The organism is Caballeronia sp. LjRoot34 (assembly GCF_964253815.1).
In the GTDB taxonomy this organism is placed as follows: Bacteria; Pseudomonadota; Gammaproteobacteria; order Burkholderiales; family Burkholderiaceae; genus Caballeronia.
Window position 1 is genome coordinate 1576080 of sequence record NZ_CAXUSB020000002.1, and the last position, 18366, is coordinate 1594445.

At 57.8% G+C, this 18366-nt stretch carries 16 protein-coding genes and 2 pseudogenes; 7 read left to right on the forward strand and 11 right to left on the reverse strand.

All coding sequences use genetic code 11. The annotated features are described in order from the left end of the window. Positions 1-10: 10 nt before the first annotated feature. The 4 genes from ACSQ36_RS26665 to ACSQ36_RS26680 all read left to right on the forward strand — a co-directional run bounded on the left by ACSQ36_RS26665 (position 11) and on the right by ACSQ36_RS26680 (position 3670). Positions 11-1309, forward strand: coding sequence for an amidase (locus ACSQ36_RS26665; protein WP_436184282.1), 1299 nt, complete (start codon positions 11-13; stop codon positions 1307-1309). Positions 1310-1475: 166 nt separating this feature from the next. Next, entirely contained in the window at positions 1476-2732 is a 1257-nt protein-coding gene (locus ACSQ36_RS26670) for a transporter substrate-binding domain-containing protein (protein WP_436184283.1), read from the forward strand. After that, positions 2729-3361 (forward strand): ANTAR domain-containing response regulator, encoded by a 633-nt coding sequence (locus ACSQ36_RS26675; protein ID WP_213766893.1) that lies wholly within the window; start codon positions 2729-2731, stop codon positions 3359-3361. The genes ACSQ36_RS26670 and ACSQ36_RS26675 overlap by 4 nt, the downstream gene beginning before the upstream one ends. A gap of 51 nt (positions 3362-3412) precedes the next feature. Then, positions 3413-3670, forward strand: coding sequence for a hypothetical protein (locus ACSQ36_RS26680; RefSeq protein ID WP_436184284.1), 258 nt, complete (start codon positions 3413-3415; stop codon positions 3668-3670). Positions 3671-3864: 194 nt separating this feature from the next. On the opposite strand, the pseudogene ACSQ36_RS26685 reads toward ACSQ36_RS26680, so the two are convergent. From ACSQ36_RS26685 to ACSQ36_RS26725, 9 genes and pseudogenes are all read right to left on the reverse strand, one after another. Continuing rightward, positions 3865-4044 (reverse strand): annotated as a pseudogene (locus ACSQ36_RS26685) (IS6 family transposase); the annotation flags it as partial. 50 nt (positions 4045-4094) lie between these two features. Next, positions 4095-4265: a hypothetical protein gene (locus tag ACSQ36_RS26690; RefSeq protein ID WP_436184285.1), complete on the reverse strand. Its 171-nt coding sequence runs from the start codon at positions 4263-4265 to the stop codon at positions 4095-4097. 139 nt (positions 4266-4404) lie between these two features. Further along, positions 4405-5292 carry a 2-hydroxy-3-oxopropionate reductase gene (glxR, locus tag ACSQ36_RS26695; RefSeq protein WP_436184286.1) on the reverse strand — a complete coding sequence of 296 codons (888 nt, stop codon included), beginning with the start codon at positions 5290-5292 and terminating at the stop codon, positions 4405-4407. Positions 5293-5318: 26 nt separating this feature from the next. Continuing rightward, positions 5319-6296, reverse strand: a complete 978-nt coding sequence (locus ACSQ36_RS26700; RefSeq protein WP_213766896.1) for a 2-hydroxyacid dehydrogenase — start codon at positions 6294-6296, stop codon at positions 5319-5321. Between the two features lie 38 nt (positions 6297-6334). Then, complete coding sequence (locus ACSQ36_RS26705; RefSeq protein ID WP_436184287.1) at positions 6335-6763, reverse strand: GlcG/HbpS family heme-binding protein; 429 nt, start codon at positions 6761-6763, stop codon at positions 6335-6337. Positions 6764-6787: 24 nt separating this feature from the next. Next, entirely contained in the window at positions 6788-7789 is a 1002-nt protein-coding gene (locus tag ACSQ36_RS26710; protein WP_213766897.1) for a 2-keto-3-deoxygluconate permease, read from the reverse strand. 71 nt (positions 7790-7860) lie between these two features. Next, entirely contained in the window at positions 7861-9588 is a 1728-nt protein-coding gene (locus ACSQ36_RS26715) for a methyl-accepting chemotaxis protein (RefSeq protein ID WP_213766898.1), read from the reverse strand. Positions 9589-10038: 450 nt separating this feature from the next. Next, positions 10039-10956, reverse strand: a pseudogene (locus tag ACSQ36_RS26720) (sensor histidine kinase); the annotation flags it as partial. A 629-nt stretch (positions 10957-11585) separates the two neighbouring features. Continuing rightward, positions 11586-12809, reverse strand: a complete 1224-nt coding sequence (locus ACSQ36_RS26725) for an EAL domain-containing protein (protein ID WP_436184288.1) — start codon at positions 12807-12809, stop codon at positions 11586-11588. A 459-nt stretch (positions 12810-13268) separates the two neighbouring features. On the opposite strand from ACSQ36_RS26725, the gene ACSQ36_RS26730 reads away from it, so the two are divergent. Further along, positions 13269-13826, forward strand: a complete 558-nt coding sequence (locus ACSQ36_RS26730; protein ID WP_213766901.1) for a recombinase family protein — start codon at positions 13269-13271, stop codon at positions 13824-13826. 98 nt (positions 13827-13924) lie between these two features. After that, positions 13925-14407: a recombinase family protein gene (locus tag ACSQ36_RS26735; protein ID WP_436184289.1), complete on the forward strand. Its 483-nt coding sequence runs from the start codon at positions 13925-13927 to the stop codon at positions 14405-14407. Between the two features lie 287 nt (positions 14408-14694). Here the strand turns inward: ACSQ36_RS26735 and ACSQ36_RS26740 are convergent, their stop codons facing one another. Continuing rightward, complete coding sequence (locus ACSQ36_RS26740; protein WP_436184290.1) at positions 14695-15258, reverse strand: recombinase family protein; 564 nt, start codon at positions 15256-15258, stop codon at positions 14695-14697. A 211-nt stretch (positions 15259-15469) separates the two neighbouring features. Then, positions 15470-16567, reverse strand: a complete 1098-nt coding sequence (locus ACSQ36_RS26745; protein ID WP_436182245.1) for an IS5 family transposase — start codon at positions 16565-16567, stop codon at positions 15470-15472. Between the two features lie 1018 nt (positions 16568-17585). On the opposite strand from ACSQ36_RS26745, the gene ACSQ36_RS26750 reads away from it, so the two are divergent. Next, positions 17586-18161 carry a transposase gene (locus ACSQ36_RS26750; protein WP_436184291.1) on the forward strand — a complete coding sequence of 192 codons (576 nt, stop codon included), beginning with the start codon at positions 17586-17588 and terminating at the stop codon, positions 18159-18161. Positions 18162-18366: the final 205 nt, after the last annotated feature.

Consider the following 18366-nt stretch of genomic DNA (forward strand, 5'->3'; position numbering starts at 1 on the left):
CTGAGATCTGGTGAACACAAATTCATTTTATCGACCTGCCTCTGGACTAGATCTGCTCACGCGGATCGGCAACGCCCCGCAAGAGCGCAGTCGCATTATCCTCGACACACTCGCGCGCATAGAGGAAGTCGATCCGGAAGTACGGGCAATGACAGCCGTCGCCCGGCGCGAAGCCTTAATGGCTTCGGCAGTTGCAGCCAAGGGTGCGCTGGCAGGCATGCCAATAGCCGTGAAGGATATTTTCGACACCGACGATCTTGTCACCAGCTATGGCTCGCCGATCTACGAAGGCCACCAGCCCAGATCCGATGCAGCAATCGTCACCCTGTTGCGCCGCAACGGCGGCATCATCGTTGGCAAGACCGTGACCAGCGAGTTCGCCTACATGGCGCCGACCGTGACACGCAATCCGTGTGACATGGCGCGTACCGCCGGCGGATCGTCATCAGGTTCGGCTGCTGCGGTGGCGGCCGGCATGGCACCTTTTGCAATTGGTTCACAGACCGGCGGCTCAACTATCCGGCCCGCGTCATTTTGCGGCATTGCCGGCTACAAGCCGACGCTCGGCATGCTGCCGACCGTCGGCATGAAGTGCTTCTCGTGGTCGTTCGACACCGTCGGTCTGTTTGCCGCCGGTGTGCGCGACGTGGCTTACCTCGCCCAGGTCCTGTCAGGACGCCAGCTCGCCGTGGACGGCATAACGTTTAGCCCGGTGTTCGGCGTTCCGGATAGCTACCCGTGGACGGAGCCGTCAGCCAATGCAAGCGCCGCGCTTGATACCGCCGTACGGGCGATTGAGCGCGCGGGCGGCCGCGTGCGGCGAGTGCGCTTCGGTTCGTGGATGGCGGACATGATCCGCGTACACGACACGATTCAGAGCTACGAAGCCTGGCAGACGTTGGGATACGAGTACGATCATCATCGTGTTGAACTGTCGCCGAAGCTGGCGGCGTTTCTCGACCAGGCAGCCTCGGTTGACACGGCAACTTACGCCAAGGCGTGCATTTTGATGGAACAGGCGAAAGACAGGCTATCCGAGCTCTTCGATGGCATCACCGGATTGCTGACGCCGAGCGCCCCCGATGAGGCGCCTGACGGGCTGGGTTCGACCGGCGATCCGGCGTTCAATCGCAACTGGACCTTGCTGGGATGTCCGTGCGTGAACGTCCCCGGACTCCGGGGCGCCCGTGGTGGTCCGATCGGCGTGCAAGTCATCGGCCGTCCCTGGGAGGATGCACGATGCCTCGACGCTGCTGCGTTCGTCGAGCGGGCGATCGCTGCAAGGACAGGGCATCATCCCGCGATGTAGGCAGCGAACGAAGCGCTGCAACGCGGAGGCCCAATGGGGACGATCATGCGGCAGTCGGACAAGGCGGCGTCGGCACACGCTGGATGGTGCGACGACGCATCTAACGGCAGGACAGGGTGACTGCGGTGCGGAAACAGGTCTCCCCTACTATGGATGGAGCAATACCATGACAATCGGAAGCTCATACGACTCTCCTTCGGTGCGGGGGGCGGCACTGGCGGCTGCTCGCAGACAATGCGCGGAAGACACGCGCCCAACCGCTTCGACGGATGTGCATTACGGCACGGGCGAAGATGGCTGGCGCATCGGCGTCTTGTACTCACGAACGGGCGTAACCGCAGCAACCGAATCCGAGCACTTCTTTGGCACCGTCCTCGCAATCGAAGAGGTCAACGCCGCCGGCGGCGTCGACGGGCGTCTGCTCGACCCGGTCGCGTACGATCCGAAGAGCGATCCAGATCAATATCGGCGGCTCGCCACGCGTATGCTGCAGGAAGACGACGTGACGGTGATTTTCGGCTGCTCCACTTCGTCAAGCCGAAAAGCGGTGCTGCCGGTCATTGAGCGCAACAACGCGCTGCTGTGGTATTGCTCGATTTACGAAGGATTCGAGTATTCGCCGAACGTGATCTACACGGGGGCGGTACCCAACCAGAACAGCATGCAACTGGCTGCCTATCTGCTCCGCAATCACGGCCGTCGTTTCTTTCTGGTGGGCGCTGACTATATCTATCCGCGAGAATCGAACCGGATCATGCGAGACATGGTCGAGCAGCACGGCGGCGAAATCGTGGAAGAAGTTTATCTACCCAGCGACGCAGATCCGTCGGCAATAGAAGCCGTCGTGCAGGAAATCAAGGCCGTCGAACCCGACGTGGTTTTCTCGACGCTGATCGGCCGCGGAGCACGTGCGTTCTACAAGCTGTACCGCGAGCATGACATTGATCCCCGACGCATCCCGATCGCCAGCCTGACGATGGCAGAAGGCGAGACGCGGATGATCGGTCCGGAATTGTGCGGTGGCCACATCATTTCTGCCAGCTACGTCAACTCCCTGAACAACGAGAGCAACAAGCGCTTCCTGAAATCGTGGCAGGCGCGCTTCGGAGATCAGCCCGCCAGCATGTGGTCCGAGATGGCTTACAACCAGGTGCACCTCTTTGCACTGGCCTTGGCTCGCGCCAGAAGCCTTGACACGGCAAAACTGGTAGAGGCGGCCCGCGATGTTGAATTCGATTCACCGGAGGGACTGCTGAAAATCGATCGCGAAAACAACCATTCGATCTTGACCCCTCGCATTGCCGTTTGCCGGCCGGACGGCGCGTTCGACGTGGTGTGGGAAGGTCGCAGTCCGATCAAACCGGATCCCTATCTGACATCGTACGGCTTCGCGGAGTTCTGGCTCGACGGAGAACCGGTATGAACACGGGGGCACGTCGGCTGTTTGACGATCTGCGCACGCTACGCGTCCTCGTGATCCATCCGCCGGGGGATGATCGCAGTGTCTTGGAGGAGCAGTTGCGCCGGATTGGCTGTCCAGTACGCGTGGTCTGGCCGTTTCCGTCGCAACTGCCGGTAGACGTGGACGTAATTTTCTTCCTCGTGGGCCCGGAACTTCGCAGTACGGGGAGTTGGTGTGCGGCCGACACCGAAGCGACCCTCATCGCATTGTCCGACTACGAAAATCCAACTGCTTTAAAAATGCTCGTCGATACCCAGGCGCACGGCGTGATCACGAAGCCGTACCGCTCCACCGGGATCCTTGGCACACTGGTGCTGGCACGCGCATCTTCCGGGTATCAGCAGCGACTGCATCACAAGATCGGTAAGCTCGAGGAAGCGATCAAGGCGCGACGCCATATCGAGAAGGCCATTCGCATCCTGATGGATGCTCATCGGCTGAGCGAAAATGACGCCTATGAACACATGCGCTCACGCGCCACAAGCCTCCGGGTGACGGTAGGCGAGATCGCTACGATGGTCATCGACGCACACGAAGCGATGGAAAAGCTCGGTCTAGGGAAAGCATCCAAACCCGGCGCAACGGGATGAATTCGCCTACCTGAGCGCCGGCTGGACCGGCTCGATGCATTGCACGGCGACATGCTCGCGCTTGCGCAGGAATTGTCGCGGGAAACGACCGACCGGATCACGGGGATGCGCAAGGAGGAGATCGTCGAGGCCGGCCGCAGGCGAATTCAAACTACCCCGGCGCTGACGCTAACGACCATGATCCGCTCGATGGCCGCGCAGTCTTCGAGGGGCGTATACCGAGATAAAAACCTCACTGTTGCGTGTGTAAACTTGTCACTTCGCGTTTTGGGGTTGAGCGCCAGTTTTGCGCATCGGGTGTTCCCTTAAAAGCTATCGGACGAAAACAAGCGACAGAGCTCTGTCATCATCGGCATCTCACGTGATGCTTCGCCGGTTGATCGCGATGTGCCCTTCCCTTCGCACCACCGGGCGGTTTGAAGCCTGCTCCTGCAATCCGGCTTCGGGAGGCCTACTTCCATCTTCAGTACAGCACCACAAGCTTTCGCTTGTGTTCGCGACGCACTTTCGTCCATCCGCCAGCTCTTGCCTACCGGCTGCTTGTACTTACGGAACGTCTTCTCGAACAGCGGCACCAACTCGATCACCCAGCGATGCACAGTGGAATGATCAACCTCAATACCGCGCTCGGCCATCATTTCTTCGAGGTTACGCAAACTCAGTGAATAGGCGACGTACCACCGCCGTATAGCATCGGGCAATAGAACGGCTGGATCGGCTTAACGACATGCAATCACGTCAGATGATCAGGCATTTGCGACGCAACCGCCACAAATCCCAAGGAGGCAACGTCCCCGCCAGCGCATCGAGCGCCGATCTCATGCTCGCGCGGACGGATGCCAAGCGCATGCCACAACGTCAGCAGCGAAAGCAGGCGCCGTTGAACCTTACTGTCGATATCCATAAGCAGGCCGCTCGGTCACCCGCAACAGAGCAGGTAAAACGACTGCGTGAGCGCTACCTATAGTGGTCACCGTTATGCAAAAATCCTTATTGCGATAGAGCCAGCCATGCCCGCACCCGGAGCGATGACCTTCACCCGGTTATTCGCCGGCGATCCGATGGTTCGACATGAGCTCGATTGCCTGGCACAGCGCCGAGTGATCCAGCTTACCGTTTCCGTGCGCCGCGCAGGTGTTCATCAATTCCTGCGCGGAAGCGGTATGAGGTAGCGCAAGACCCAGCGCTCTCGCCGCTTGCAACGCAAGATTCAAATCCTTCTGATGCAGCTCGATGCGAAAACCAGGGTCGAAGGTACGCTTGATCATGCGTTCGCCGTGGACCTCAAGGATTCGCGACGCGGCGAATCCGCCCATCAACGCCTGACGTACCTTAGAAGGGTCTGCGCCCGCCTTGGAAGCGAACAGCAATGCTTCGGAAACCGCCTGGATGTTCAGGGCCACGATGATCTGATTGGCGACCTTGGTTGTCTGTCCGTCGCCGTTTTCCCCAACGAGCGTGATGTTCTTGCCCATCAGTTCGAACATGGGCTTCACCGCCAGGAACGTTTCCTCTGGACCGCCCACCATGATGGTGAGGGTGGCCGCCTTCGCGCCCACTTCGCCGCCGGACACAGGCGCATCGAGATATGCCGAACCCAACGCGTTGATTCGGGCGGCAAAGTCCTTGGTTGCCATGGGCGAGATCGAACTCATGTCCACCACGATCTGGCCTTTCCCGAGCCCGCTCGCCACGCCGTTTTCGTAGAACAGAACGTGTTCCACGTCGGGTGTATCGGGCACCATGATGAAGATGAATTCCGAATGCTCGGCCACTTCCCGGGCTGAAGCGCATTGTGTTGCGCCCGCTTCCAGCAGGGACGCGGGTACGGAACTGCGGGCATGCACGAATAGCTGGTGTCCCCCGCGCAGCAGATTCGCAGCCATCGGCGCACCCATAATGCCCGGCCCGATAAATCCTACCTTTGCCATGATGTTCTCTTCCTTAGCTGTTGCTGTTACTTGAGTACTTGTAAATTGATGCAGTTGAGCGGCGCTTCGCCCGAGAGGACACGAATCACGTTGTCGGTGACAATCTTGCCCATCGCAAGCCGCGTCTGCGTAGTGGCGGACGCAATGTGAGGAACGATCACCACGTTGTCGAGTTCCGCAAGCCCAGGCGCTAACACGGGCTCGTCCTCGAACACATCGAGCCCAGCTCCCCAGATGACGTTTTGTTTCAAAGCCGCGACGAGCGCTTTCTCATCCACGAGCGGACCCCGCGCCGCGTTGATCAGCACGGCCGTCGGCTTCATCGCGGAGAGCTCCGCGGCACCAATATAGTGATGCGTTTCAGGCAGCAGCGGCAGGTGCAGCGACAGGTAATCGGACTCCCGCAAGAGCGTGGCCTTGTCCACAAAACGGGCATTGTATTGCCGTTCGAATTCCGCGTTTGGCTTTGCGTCCGTGTAGATGATGTTCATATCGAATGCGGCGGCCTTGCGCGCGAACTTCGAACCAATGCGGCCCAGGCCCGCGACGCCGAGCGTCGTATTGTCGACGTCCTGGCCGATGAACGCCATCGGCGCCCAGCCATGCCACCGGCCCGCGCGGACATAGCGTTCCGACTCGGAGATGCGCCGCGCGGTGGCCAACAGCAACGCCCATGCATGCGTTGCGGTGGCGTCGTCCAGCACGCCGGGCGTGTTAGTCATGATCACGCCACGCGCAGTTGCCGCGTCGAGATCGAAGTTGTTGAATCCCACTGCATAGTTGGCAATGATCTTGCATTGCGGCCCGGCGGCATCGAGCACCTCGCCGTCAATCTTGTCCGTGAGCAGGCTGATTACTGCATCGCGGCGTCGCACCGCTTGCAGCAACTCTTCTTTCGTAAGCGCGCGATCGTGCGGGTTGACTTCGACGTCGTAACGTTCCCGTAGCGTATCGATCGTCTGCTGCGGGATCATTCGGGTGACGTAGACGCTGGACTTTGACATTGTCGGATTCCTGGATTGGCTTGATATGGCTCGTACGATTACGAGCGTGATGTCGATAGCTGGACGAAACCTGTACCTCCGTCCGCCAGCAGTTGATCTTCGGCCGGTGCGAGACCACTGACGCCGAGAGCGCCGATCGTCCGGCCCGTGCCATCTTCGATCAGCGCGCCGCCGGGCAACGCGGTCAGCAAGGCATCGCAAAAATAGCCTATAGCGAGATCCTCGCGGCGCAGCCGCTCGAGAAACGCCGTGGTCGTTGAGCCCATGCGAGTGGATGTGAAGGCCTTCTGTTGGGCGAGCGCGATGCTGCGCACCGGCGCGCCATCAGCGCGGACAAACCCGATAAGAAACCCGTGCGCATCACACACAGCGACGCACACGGGCTTGCTGAAACGTTCCCTTGCCTGTGCCACGCAGTGGTCGAGAAGACGTTGCACAAGTTCGAGATCAAGCTCTACCATGGCCATGCAGTGCCTCGGGTTGAATGCGGGTTAGCGATTGATGACAGGCTGCGGACTCTCGGCGACGGACTCGCTGGTGGCCGCTGCCTGTTGTGCGTCGAGCGCGCGTCGTTTGACGCGGCGATGAATGAAAGCGGTCAGGATTGGCGTCAAGATGGCGGTCACGATCACGGCGGCCGCAACCTGGATGGTCGCAATGGGAGCAATGGCGGCGTAGGTCGGATCGGCAATTGCCACCGCCTGCGGCGTGCCGGCCGCGTTCCCGGCGGTGCTCGACGCTGCAGCACCCGCGACACCCGAGCCGCCCAGCAGGCGGTCGGCGGTGATGCAGACGATCCCGGTAATGACCACAACCGCTATACCCAGGAGGATACCCGGCAGGCCAGCGGTCGTGACCGATTTAAGGTTGATACCCTCGCCTAGCGTAAAGGCCATGAACGGCACGATGATCGGCTCGTGATTGCCGAAGAAATCACGTAATTCCTCGTCCAGATTGCCGAGAAGCGCGCCTGCTGCGATCGGGGCAATGACCGACACCATGGTCAGCCAGGGAATGACCGCGAGCCCGGCACCTACCAGCACAAGCATCGTGACGAAGGGACCGGTTTCGATACTCTGGGCGACATATGTGCCGGCGTCCTCCTTGGTCCCGAAAGTGCTGGTGAGCGCGAGAAACATGCCGCCGTTGGTGTCGTTCATCGCCGCGAGCAGCGCTAGCGTCGTGAGGCCAAGAAAGTTTCCGTGGAACAAGTGCGCAATGCCAAGCGCCAGCAACACCGCAACGCCGACCTTGGCGAATAGAATGCCAAAGCCGCGCTTGAGCATCTTGGGCGCCGCGCGCAACGTCATCTTGGTGCCGGCCGTGAAGAGATACATAGCCAGGATAGTGGGATATCCGATGTTCGTTAACGCCTGTGTAAAGCCGCCAATCTTTAGCGCGTTCGGTGCAAAGGTATTCAGCAACATGCCAATGAAGAGCGGCACGACCATCAAACCACCCGGTACTCGATTCACCGCTTGATAAATGCGCACTGTTGTCTCCTCCTGAAGCTTCGGGGGTCGCCGTTCGGGCAACGGATACTCGGCTCGATTTTCGATGCCGGTTAGAACGTCTGCCAATCAGTCGCGGTCGCAAGCGCGGGAGAACCGGTTGCCGTGGATGCCAACCTGGATGGCTGTGCAAGGGTGGGCCGCGCCTTGGTGGGCGTCACCACGACTGTCTTGCCCGTCGGCCGACGCGTTGCCGGGACGAGAGGCGCGGGCGTTGAGCCAGAGCCACCGACCTTGAAAATAGCCGCAGCTTCACGTAGTGCTTGGGTTTGTTCAGCCACTGACTGCGCTGCTGCCGAGGCTTCCTCCACCAAGGCGGCATTTTGCTGGGTCACCTCGTCCATCTGGCTAACTGCCTGGTTGACCTGTTCGATACCGGTGCTCTGCTCGGCAGAAGCATCGGCAATCTCCCTCATGATCGCGCTCACACGTGCAATTGCCCCGATGATCTCGGAGTTGGTCGAGCCAGAGCGTTCGACCAACTCCGAGCCTGCTTCCACGCGGGCGGTCGACTCGCTGATTAAACCTTTGATTTCCTTGGCGGCCCCGGCGCTGCGTTGGGCGAGTGAGCGCACTTCGCTTGCGACCACCGCGAAGCCGCGTCCCTGCTCGCCCGCACGCGCGGCTTCGACCGCCGCGTTCAACGCCAGAATGTTGGTCTGGAATGCAATACCTTCGATCACCCCTACGATCTCGGCGATCTTGCGCGAATCGCCAACGATGTTCTGCATTGTCCCGACCACCTGCTCCGTCAGCTTGCCGCCTTGCTCAGCCAGTCCCGATGCACCTTGCGCGAGTTGGCTTGCCTGCTTTGCGCTTTCAGCCGTCTGCTTCACCGTCGACGTCAACTGCTCCATGCTAGCCGCCGTTTCCTCCAGCGAGGCTGCCTGCTCTTCCGTACGCTGTGACAGATCACTGTTGCCCGTGGCAATTTCGATCACACCAACGTTTATCGATTCCGTACCATCGCGCACGGTGCCGACCATCGCAATCAGCGAGTCCTGCATCTTTTGCAACGCGGCACTTAGTTTGCCCATCTCGTTGTCGCCCTTCGTAACGATCCGGCCGGTCAGATCACCCTCCGCGATACGGTCAAAATGGGCGATGGCGGCGTTAACTGGATCGACTATGGCACGCACCAGCGCCGCGCGGGCTCCCCATCCCGCCAATAGTCCAAGCCCGAGCCCAACGGCGACTACAAAGCTGACCGCCTTGAAGCGGTCTTGGGCCTCTTGATAGCGTTGCGCACCGCGATCAAGCTGAACTTTTTCGACCGCGCCCATCGCTTTGCCGTACATGTTGTAAAGCGCGGGCAGCGTGTGCGCCTGTAACTGCAAGAAGGTTGGTCTGTCGCCAGCCTTGATCGCAGCGAGTGCAGGCTCCAAGCCTTCACGCAGGAACGTCGTGCGCTTGTCCTGCATGTCCTTGACGAGTCGCTGTTCCTCGTCGCCGGAGCCGGCTTGACTCAAAAAGTGGGACAAACGATCATTTGACAACTCCACGTAATGATCGAAGCGCTGGAGGACGGCCTTCGCGCCATCTTGATCGTTTAGTTCGGCAAGCGACGCGTAGGTCGCAAGCGCGAGACGTGCATTCAACAATTGCCCCGCCGTGCCTTCGAGATCTGCCACTGCAGGTGTGTCGACGGTGTACATCAGTTGCAACGATTCGTTACTAGCGCGCATGGACAAAAGTCCAATCGCGGCCCCTACCACTAAAGCGAGCCCGAAAAAGACAACTATCAGGCTCAGGCTGGCGCGAATCGACAGGCTCTTCAACATATTGCGGCTCTCCCGCTAGATGATTATTTGACGCGCTGCCAATTGCGCGCTTTTTTCGCGAGGTGCGCAGCGCCGATATTCTGCAATTAAGCAGGGACTACTTAGGTCAACGACCAATGGGTGAAAAACTTTAGGACTCTTGGTAAGTTTCGTTGTCGTACTTGACCGGGGCATCATCAACTCGGCGAAATTCTTCAGCACCTTGGATCTGAAGACGTCCGGCCAGCCCTTACTGGACGACCTTCGTACCACCCGGGATGAGGCATAAGCTCTGCATTTACGCTCACCTGATCCATATTCAATTCCGTCGTCGCTTTGAGTGCGAGGCCCAGCACAACGTTGGATTGATGTGGCTCATCAGCCGCTCAGCCCGCCGCGGCAACGGCATGGCAAGCGGACCGCAGGTCGATCCGCCCCTCTGCTTATGGATGGCGCCCCCTCTCGCGCCTTTCAATATGAAAGAGGCGTGCTGAAACAAATAGTACTGTCAACGTCGCTGGAAACTTCAGCCGCTGTGCATTCCGCGTACTGCTGCGCTACCGGCAAGAGAATGCGCACGCATAGACCACCGTCCGGGTGATTATGGACGTCGCAGCGCCCGCCGCTATCGTGGGCGAGGCGCGCTACTATCGCGAGCCCCAGACCATAGTGCCCTTTACCGGCATATGCGTCACCGAGCCGCACAAATGGCTTCATGGCTGCGGCCATTCGGTCCTCCGGGATACCTGCACCGTGATCCCGGACGCTGATGATCCAGTTCCTTTCGTCGCGCGAGGTCGAGATATCGATAGGGGGCGCCCCATGTTCGAGCGCGTTGTCGACCAAATTTGTTATCAGCCGATCGAGCACTGTGCGATGGAGTGTGAACAGCGGACCGGCCTTTGGATCAAGCCTGACCCGTGGTACCTCGGCGCTATGGGTAATCGAAAACCGTTCGCGCAGGAAAGTCTCGACAGCAACGGGAGCCCCTGCATCTGCCCTTTGACCGGTGAGAACGAGAAACTGATGGACGATATCCACGAGCGAATCTATATCGCGGGTGAAATCCATTCGATCATTTTCTGTGCCAATCACAGCGGCGCGCTGCTTGAGTCGTATAAGCGGAGCCTTTAGGTCATGCGCGACGCCCGCCAGCACTACGGCCTCATGATCGCTGGCTTCGTTCATGTGCCGCATCATCTCGTTGAACGACGTGATCAGATCACGCAACTCTAGCGGTCCCTGCACGATAACCCCTTCAGGACGCCCGCCTACGCCGAATTCGTATGCAGCGTCCTCGACGCGCGACATTGACTGCAATAGCTGTCGTTTCGCGAGCAGCAACAGAATCAGCGTCAACAATAGTATCTTCAATGCCTCGACGACAAAGTCGAAGTACTGCACGTGTATGAATGACATGATTAAAGTTGCTGACCTGCTTTGCGATCATAGGTATCGCTGACGGGCGTCAGTCGGTACTGCAATTTTCCTTGGTTCAAACCAACATAGAAGCGACGAGTAGCCTCCACTCTTGCTGAGTTGTTTCCGATTCTTTCCACCGTCCAGGGTGCTTGAAAAACGCACAATCGAGTATTTCCTCGAGACAACGAATCGGGCGGACATCGACAGGCCCCCATCAAGGAAACTTGCCTCCCTCTCCAGCATCCTTGCCAATGGGCGCGTCGCTGACATTGCCCGCCACTGTTACGCTAAGTGCGCGTCCGGGCGAGTTCTCTCCACTGCTATTGCTCGTGAATGTGAATCAGGCCGGAGGGCTCGCGAGACGTCCGTGCCGATGGCCGACAACTGACCCAGTGGCTTCCCGTTCGCAGGCGAAATCACGGTCATTAGCGCAAACGACAACGCCGAAACCGCGAGACGGCTCCCCGCGCTGTACCGTACCAGGCGTTCCCGGCATTTCACGAGGTGCTGCTCGGTTCGTTCGCATGGAATGATGGGGCTCGCGTCAATCCCCTCCCCATATGAGTTGTGATCTCGCTGCACGACTATCGACGGCGTTACATGCGGGGGCCCGACTTCGAAAACAGATACCCTTGGAGCCAGTCAGCGCCACTCGAACGCGAAACCTCCGCATCGTCCGCGCTTTCGACACCCTCGATAACCACGCTGGCCGCGCAAGTTTTAGCTAAGCCCACCAACTGTCGGAAGCGCTCGGCCCCGCGTACGTCCCGCCCCGCTTGTCGCAAATAGACTGCGTCTATCTTGACGATGTCGACACCAAGCTCTACCAGCGCGTGTACGTTGCTATGGCCGGCACCAACGTCATCAAGCGCCACCCGACAGCCCAAAGACTGCAGCGATTTCACGAAGACCCGTACCTCCGTAGTCGCCATTAGGGGGGTGGTCTCCGTGATCTCTATAATTAACCTAGCGGCGATGTCCGGTTCTTCACTGAGCGTTTTTACGATAAATGCCCACCATGCATCGAGCGTCGCGCTTTGCGCCGATACGTTGCATCCCAGACTGATGTCCCGATTGAGCCGCAAGGCGTCAATCACTGATTCAACCACCCATTGATCCAGCCTTCGCACGAGCCCAAGTCGCTCAAGGGCCGCAACCATAGCGCCGACACGAGTGGCAACGCCTTCTTCTATCTGACAGAGCAACGCTTCGAAATATCTGACTGTCGATTCGCCGTTGGCATCGTGAACAGGCTCCCACTCGAAACCAAGCCGATCTTCGTCCATCGCGTTGAAGAGTGTTGCAGCAACGCTCATATCGGCAACATAGCGCTCCCGCCACTCCTGGCCACTGCGACCTTCCGCAATTGCGTTCACCCCTACTGCTGCGATGTTGAAAGGGGCGTCATTCCAGAGAGCCACCCTCGCGGCTATCACCGGGAAAACAGTACCTTCGCTAGTCTCGACCGGCCTATCGCCCAAGGAAAAAAAGATACGTTCAAGGAGAACGGTTGCTCGAGGCGCATGCATTTCTCCCCATGGGTGAGAGCCGGGCGGAGAATCGAAGACAAACAGGAGATGTGCTCCGCACATAGTCAGTATTCCGCCGTCCGCTTGGCACACCTGGCGCGCTCGCTCATGCACGACGTTACGCATGCTGGAAGCTATAACCGAGCCATGGGCATTTTCTACTTGGGAGAAGTTGGTGATCGAGGCAACGATGCAAATCGCATCAGGACAAGACGGCTCGCCAGCGGAGTCCACCCCGAGGCGGGACAGGGGCGCGATCAAGGCTGGCAGGAGATACAGACGATTGCTCATGCGGCCACCACCCGGGCATGGTAGCCATTACTTGAAATGACGACCGGGAAGTACCGCCGCGTCTGAAGTAATTCAAGTATCGGACTCGGCAACACACCGCAATGCTCCGTGAGGCAGATCGGCGCGAAGTTGTGTTCCGGGACGCACGAGCGTTCGCAAGCGACCTGCCCAGCAACGATGTAATCAGCGGCCTGAAGGCCCGCGGTACGCCTGATTGCGCGTCGAATGGAAGGTGCAAAAAGGGTCGCTTATGTCACTATCCATTTTAACTGCTGAACTTGCAGATAACTAACGGAAATCCGGGGCTTTGGTGCGCTCGCCAACACACAAACCGACAAGGGCGAAAGGGACCCTTTATGTCAAAAATTGTGTGAATGCCTGTTGATGAAATGAGACTGACGCTGTTTGTCGCTTTGTTTCCGAAGTCTGAATCGTTCTATCTTAGCAATCCTCGAAATCATGAAAATCGGCTACGCACGTGTATCGACAGAAGAGCAAAACCTTGATCTCCAAATCTCCGCACTGACCGTCGCGGGATGCGATACGCTCTATGAAGATCACGGCGTCTCCGGGACCACGTTTTCCCGGCCGGGTTTGGACGCGGCATTACTGAAGTTGGGAAAGAACGATACCCTCGTGGTCTGGCGTCTCGATCGATTGGGGCGCTCATTGAGCAAGCTGGTCGAATTGATGGAGAGCCTGAACAAGCGCGAAGTGCACTTTGTTTCGCTGACGGAATCGATCAGCACGACATCTTCGGGTGGGATGTTTATGTTTCACATGATGGCCGCCCTCGCGCAGTTTGAGCGGTCTCTGATCAGCGAGCGCACCATCGCTGGTATGAAGGCGGCCCGCGATCGAGGACAAAGGATCGGTCGGCAACGCTCACTGACGCCCCAGCAATGCGAAGAGGCCGTTCTTCTTTTAACCGATGGCTCAACTGCCGATGTTGCGGCTAAGTTCAACGTCCATCCGCGAACGCTTCAACGCATGCTTCGTAGAGCAATAGACTCATGAAGCAAAATCGGGGGATCCGCCAACCGCCTCGGAGGGTAAAATCCTGGTGTCTTGAACATTCGATGAAGTGCCCATGTCAAAACACACTCGCTTAATCAATGAAAATTGGGCATGCTCAAGCGTCGCTCGATGACCGGAAGCTCGACTCACAAATATCCGTATTGAGAAACTTCAGATATTATGGTTTCCTAACCAATTGCGGAATTGTCGGCAGGGAATTTGTACATCAAGGTCTCGACGCTGCGCTCGCAGTCCTTTCCAAGGGCGACGCTCTGATGGTTTGCCAACTTGATCGTCTGGGATGCTCGTTACCGAGACTCGTCGAACTAGTCAATCAATTGAGGCACAGAGGCATCGGAGTCGCGTCGCTCTCGGAATCGATCGATACATTCGGTGCACGAAGCGATCTCTTCTTTCGCGTCATGGGCGCACTCGCCCGTGTTGAGCACAACATGATCGGTGAGCGCATCCGGGTCGGCATGCATGCTGCGCATGCGCTCGGTCGGCATGTCGGGAGACGGAGATCGCTGAGCGCCGGCAATGCGAGGAAGCGAGGCAGATGCTTGATTCACATCCATTGACAAGAGTCGCAGAGCGATTCCAAATTCACCATGCACACTCAATGTGCAGAGGAAACAATAGACCTTCAGGAGCGGTATTTGTTCGTGACGATGAGTGAAGAATGCCGTCGATGAGCCCAGATTGACAAGAGGTTGCTCCTCCCTTTGCACTTTGGATCCTAAGTTCGAGCCGCCCGCTGCAGCATGCCTATCGGTCTTATGGAAAACTCGGCGTCGCTCCGTCACTAGCTTAGCAGCCATTCCGGTGAACCTGACCATCGTAAATAGCGGGTCATGGTCCCAAAATCCTACTGCGGAATCGCGCCCCTGTCGCGCACTCGGCGCAACAGCGTACGCGGATGAATTTGGAACCGCTGTGCAACCAGCGCCGTACTTTGCGATACCAGGAGTTCAAGTGCCTCGTCGCACTGATCTGGTGTCAACGAACGTCGACGACCAAGCGGTCGGCCACGGGCTCGAGCAGCAGCCATTCCCGCACGCGTCCTTTCCCCAATTAATGCGCGTTCAAACTGGGCCAGTGCGGCCATGATATGAAAAACCAGCACGCCTCCCGATGAAGTTGTGTTGATGCATTCCGTAAGCGATGCAAATTGGATCCCAGCGCTGCCCAACTGGTCAACAAGCTCCACCAGCTTGCGAAGAGACCGCCCTAATCGATCGAGCCGCCAGACAACAAGCGTATCGCCTTCCCGTAATGTCGCGAGGGCGGAGTCGAGCCCTGGTCGGACAAATTTGGACCCGGAAATTCCATGATCCGAGAATACCTCATCGCATCCTACCCCGTTCAGTGCCGCAATCTGCAAATCCAAACTCTGGTCTTCCGTTGACACCCGTGCGTATCCAATTTTCATTTTTAGTAGATTTTATAAAGTTTCAACTACACTAAACCGTATGCCTTGAAGCAGACGGACCTTAACAGGCTGCGGAAATACAGGCCGACTTTACTGAGCCATGAGCGTGATCAGAATTTTCAGCGGGGGATTTCTCATAGTTTGGAATATGGACCGGTTAATTTCGGTTTTCGGACTTGTTTATGACGTTCTCTTGCGCATTTTTGGTTCACTACGGCTGCAACGCACGGAGTTGTCCCAAGGTGCGCATGCGCACGAGGTTGTACGCGGCCATCGTCAGCACGAACATCTGATCGACCTTCTTCAAGCCGCGCACCATCACCTGGCGCATACCGCCGATGCTCTTGGCCCAGCCGAAACCCTGTTCGATGAGCTTGCGCTTTTGCTGTGACACCGCATAGCCCGCACTCCCGGCGATTGACTCGGGCACTGCCGACTGGCGGCCTGACTTGTTTTGTGCCACGTGAGGCGTGATGTTCATTTCCTGGCAAGCCTTGATGAACTCTGCGGCGTCATAGCCTTTGTCTGCCCCCAGCGTGATCTCGCGCGTTGGATCGCCAAGCGCCTGGCGGGCATCGTTGATCAGTACTTTGGCCGCTTCGCGCTCGGCATAGCCATCGGCCAGCGTCACCACGGCACTGGCGATCAGCCCATGGCGGTTGTCGCTCAACGTGTGGCCCATGTAGCGTAGCTCGCTTGCCGTTTTGCCCTTGCGATACAGCCGCGAATCCGGGTCGCTCTTCGATTCATGCGTCTCGTTGCTACGCGTCTCGCCCTTGAAGTTCCCACCGTCTTCGCTATCCTGATCATCGTCTTTACGCACAAAGCTTTTATGGCCGGCCCATGCTTGAATTAACGTGCCATCGACGCTGAAGTGCTCACCGGAAAGCCAGCACTTCTTCTCGGCAATGCCCACAACCTCGTTGAAGAACTCAATGACCGCGTCATGCTTGATCAGGCGCTCGCGGTTCTTGGTGAAGACGGTGGGCACCCACACGGCATCGTCCATCGACAGCCCGATAAACCAACGAAACAGCAGGTTATATTGAACCTGCTCCATCAACTGGCGCTCCGAGCGAATGCTATAGAGCACTTGCAACAGCATCGCGCGCAGCAGCTTCTCCGGGGCAATGCTGGGCCGCCCACCTTTGATATCAGCCTCGTACATCCCGGCAAACAAGCGGTCCATCTTGGCCAACGCTGCGTTGGCCATCTTGCGAATCGAGCGCAGCGGATGATCTGCTGGAACAAAGTCCTCCAGCTTACGCAAGGTGAATAGATTCTCGGTAAAGGTATCGGCGCCGCGCATCGCTTCTCTCAGTTGGGGGGCTTTACTAACAACGTTTGAACTGACCTTTTGGGTGACTTCGGAGTGAGGTATTTCCGCAGCCTGTTAAGCCTATATCGTTATACAGAAGTGGCCCGGGGTCGCTCCGAAGGGCCTGACTGGATAAGAACGAAGAGAGGCGCTAGGAGTTGAAAAAATAACGGGCTATTCAAGATTTTCCGCATCTAGCCAGATACTTTTATTATCATTTATTTGATCAGGCAATATTTTGACGAAGCCACCCCATGCAGCACCTTTTCAACGAATCAATGCCGTTGTATTTCCAAGGCATTTGAACGTCTGACAATACGCTTATGACGACAGGTTATTCGCAACCAGTGACCGTGCAATATGCAACTCGCTCTGCAATTTCAATGAGCGCTCACGATTGACTGGAACTGATCGAACAAGAACATTTCTACCGCGAGCCTCGTGGCCGCTCGGCGTCTTGGCGTGCGTAAATTTCCTTTGCTTGAGACGACCCCGACTATGCCGTCTGTCAGCTTGTGGTCGATCTGAACGTCGTGCTTTGGAAAGTTGCGACCTTTCAGTACGACCCATATGGAACCGGCACCCCGCCCTTTCACGGGTCTCATGACAAGATCAGGGTAGTTCGGACGCACGATTTCCCAATAGGCGTGATGAAACGCGGTATGGGCCGTATGCAGGACGAGTTGATAGCCGCGGCGTGCCTGCTTGATCGCGTGTTCGATTACTCTCAACTGGTTGCGGGTTTTTCGATGGGGCTGAATTTGTCTGCGAGCCTCGTTGGGACTGGTTGAGACACTTTGCACGCTCGGATCGATTAAAGTTCAGATTTGCGAACATGTCGGATGACTGGAAGTCAATACAGGCAAGCGATTCCAACGAAATTAAGCCTTGAGCAGTTTGAACAATTTGTCTTGCCGCATCTGAGCCGAGGCAGGCGTGGACCCGCTCCAACGCTGGCGTAGCACATCCTCTTCAATTACGTCCTGCAGATGCTTTACACCAGCTGCCAGTGGAAAGCACTGGCGATCAAGATGAACGCCCAAGGCCTCCCCGAGATTCACTACACACTATCTATCCGGCGAAGAAAGGCGGCGACAACCTGGGATACAGCGGACACAAACATCTCAAGGGCAACAAGGTCGTGGCTTGCTGCGATCGCGACTGCAACATCATCTCGCCATTCATTGCCGCTGCGGGCAATCGCAATGAATCGCCCTTGCTGCGTGATGCGCTGCCCAAACTGAGTGAGATGGCCCGCGCCATCGGCATGAACCTACGCGGTTCAACGGTGAGCCTGGACGGCGTCTACGACTGCCGGGCCAATCGTCGGGCCATCTTCAACCGGAACATGCGTCCCGATATTCCCGAAAATCGGCGGGGTCGTAAAACACCCAAGCGGGGTTGCAAGCGGCACTTCGACGCGACGATCTTCGAGGAGCGCTTTCGCACGATCGAGCGCGTGTTCGCCTGGGAGGACAAGTTTCGCCGTCTGCTGCTTCGCTTTGAGCGGATTAGTCAGGTGCACTATGCGTTCGAAGCGCTCGCCTACACACTAATCAATCTGCGGCACTACTGCCGCAGTTAAGATCGAGCACCGGACGCTCGTGTTTTCTCGCGGCGCATAGCGCCGTGGTTCCGCTCGTTTGCAGCATGCCGACGTATTCGCAAAACCACTCATCTCTTCGCGTCTCACGCCTGATCATCGCCATTTATCATGGCTCGCAGGCTCTCACAACCATGCTACGGCCGATCAGGCTCGAAACCCGCAACCGGTTGGCAGCCTTGTTATC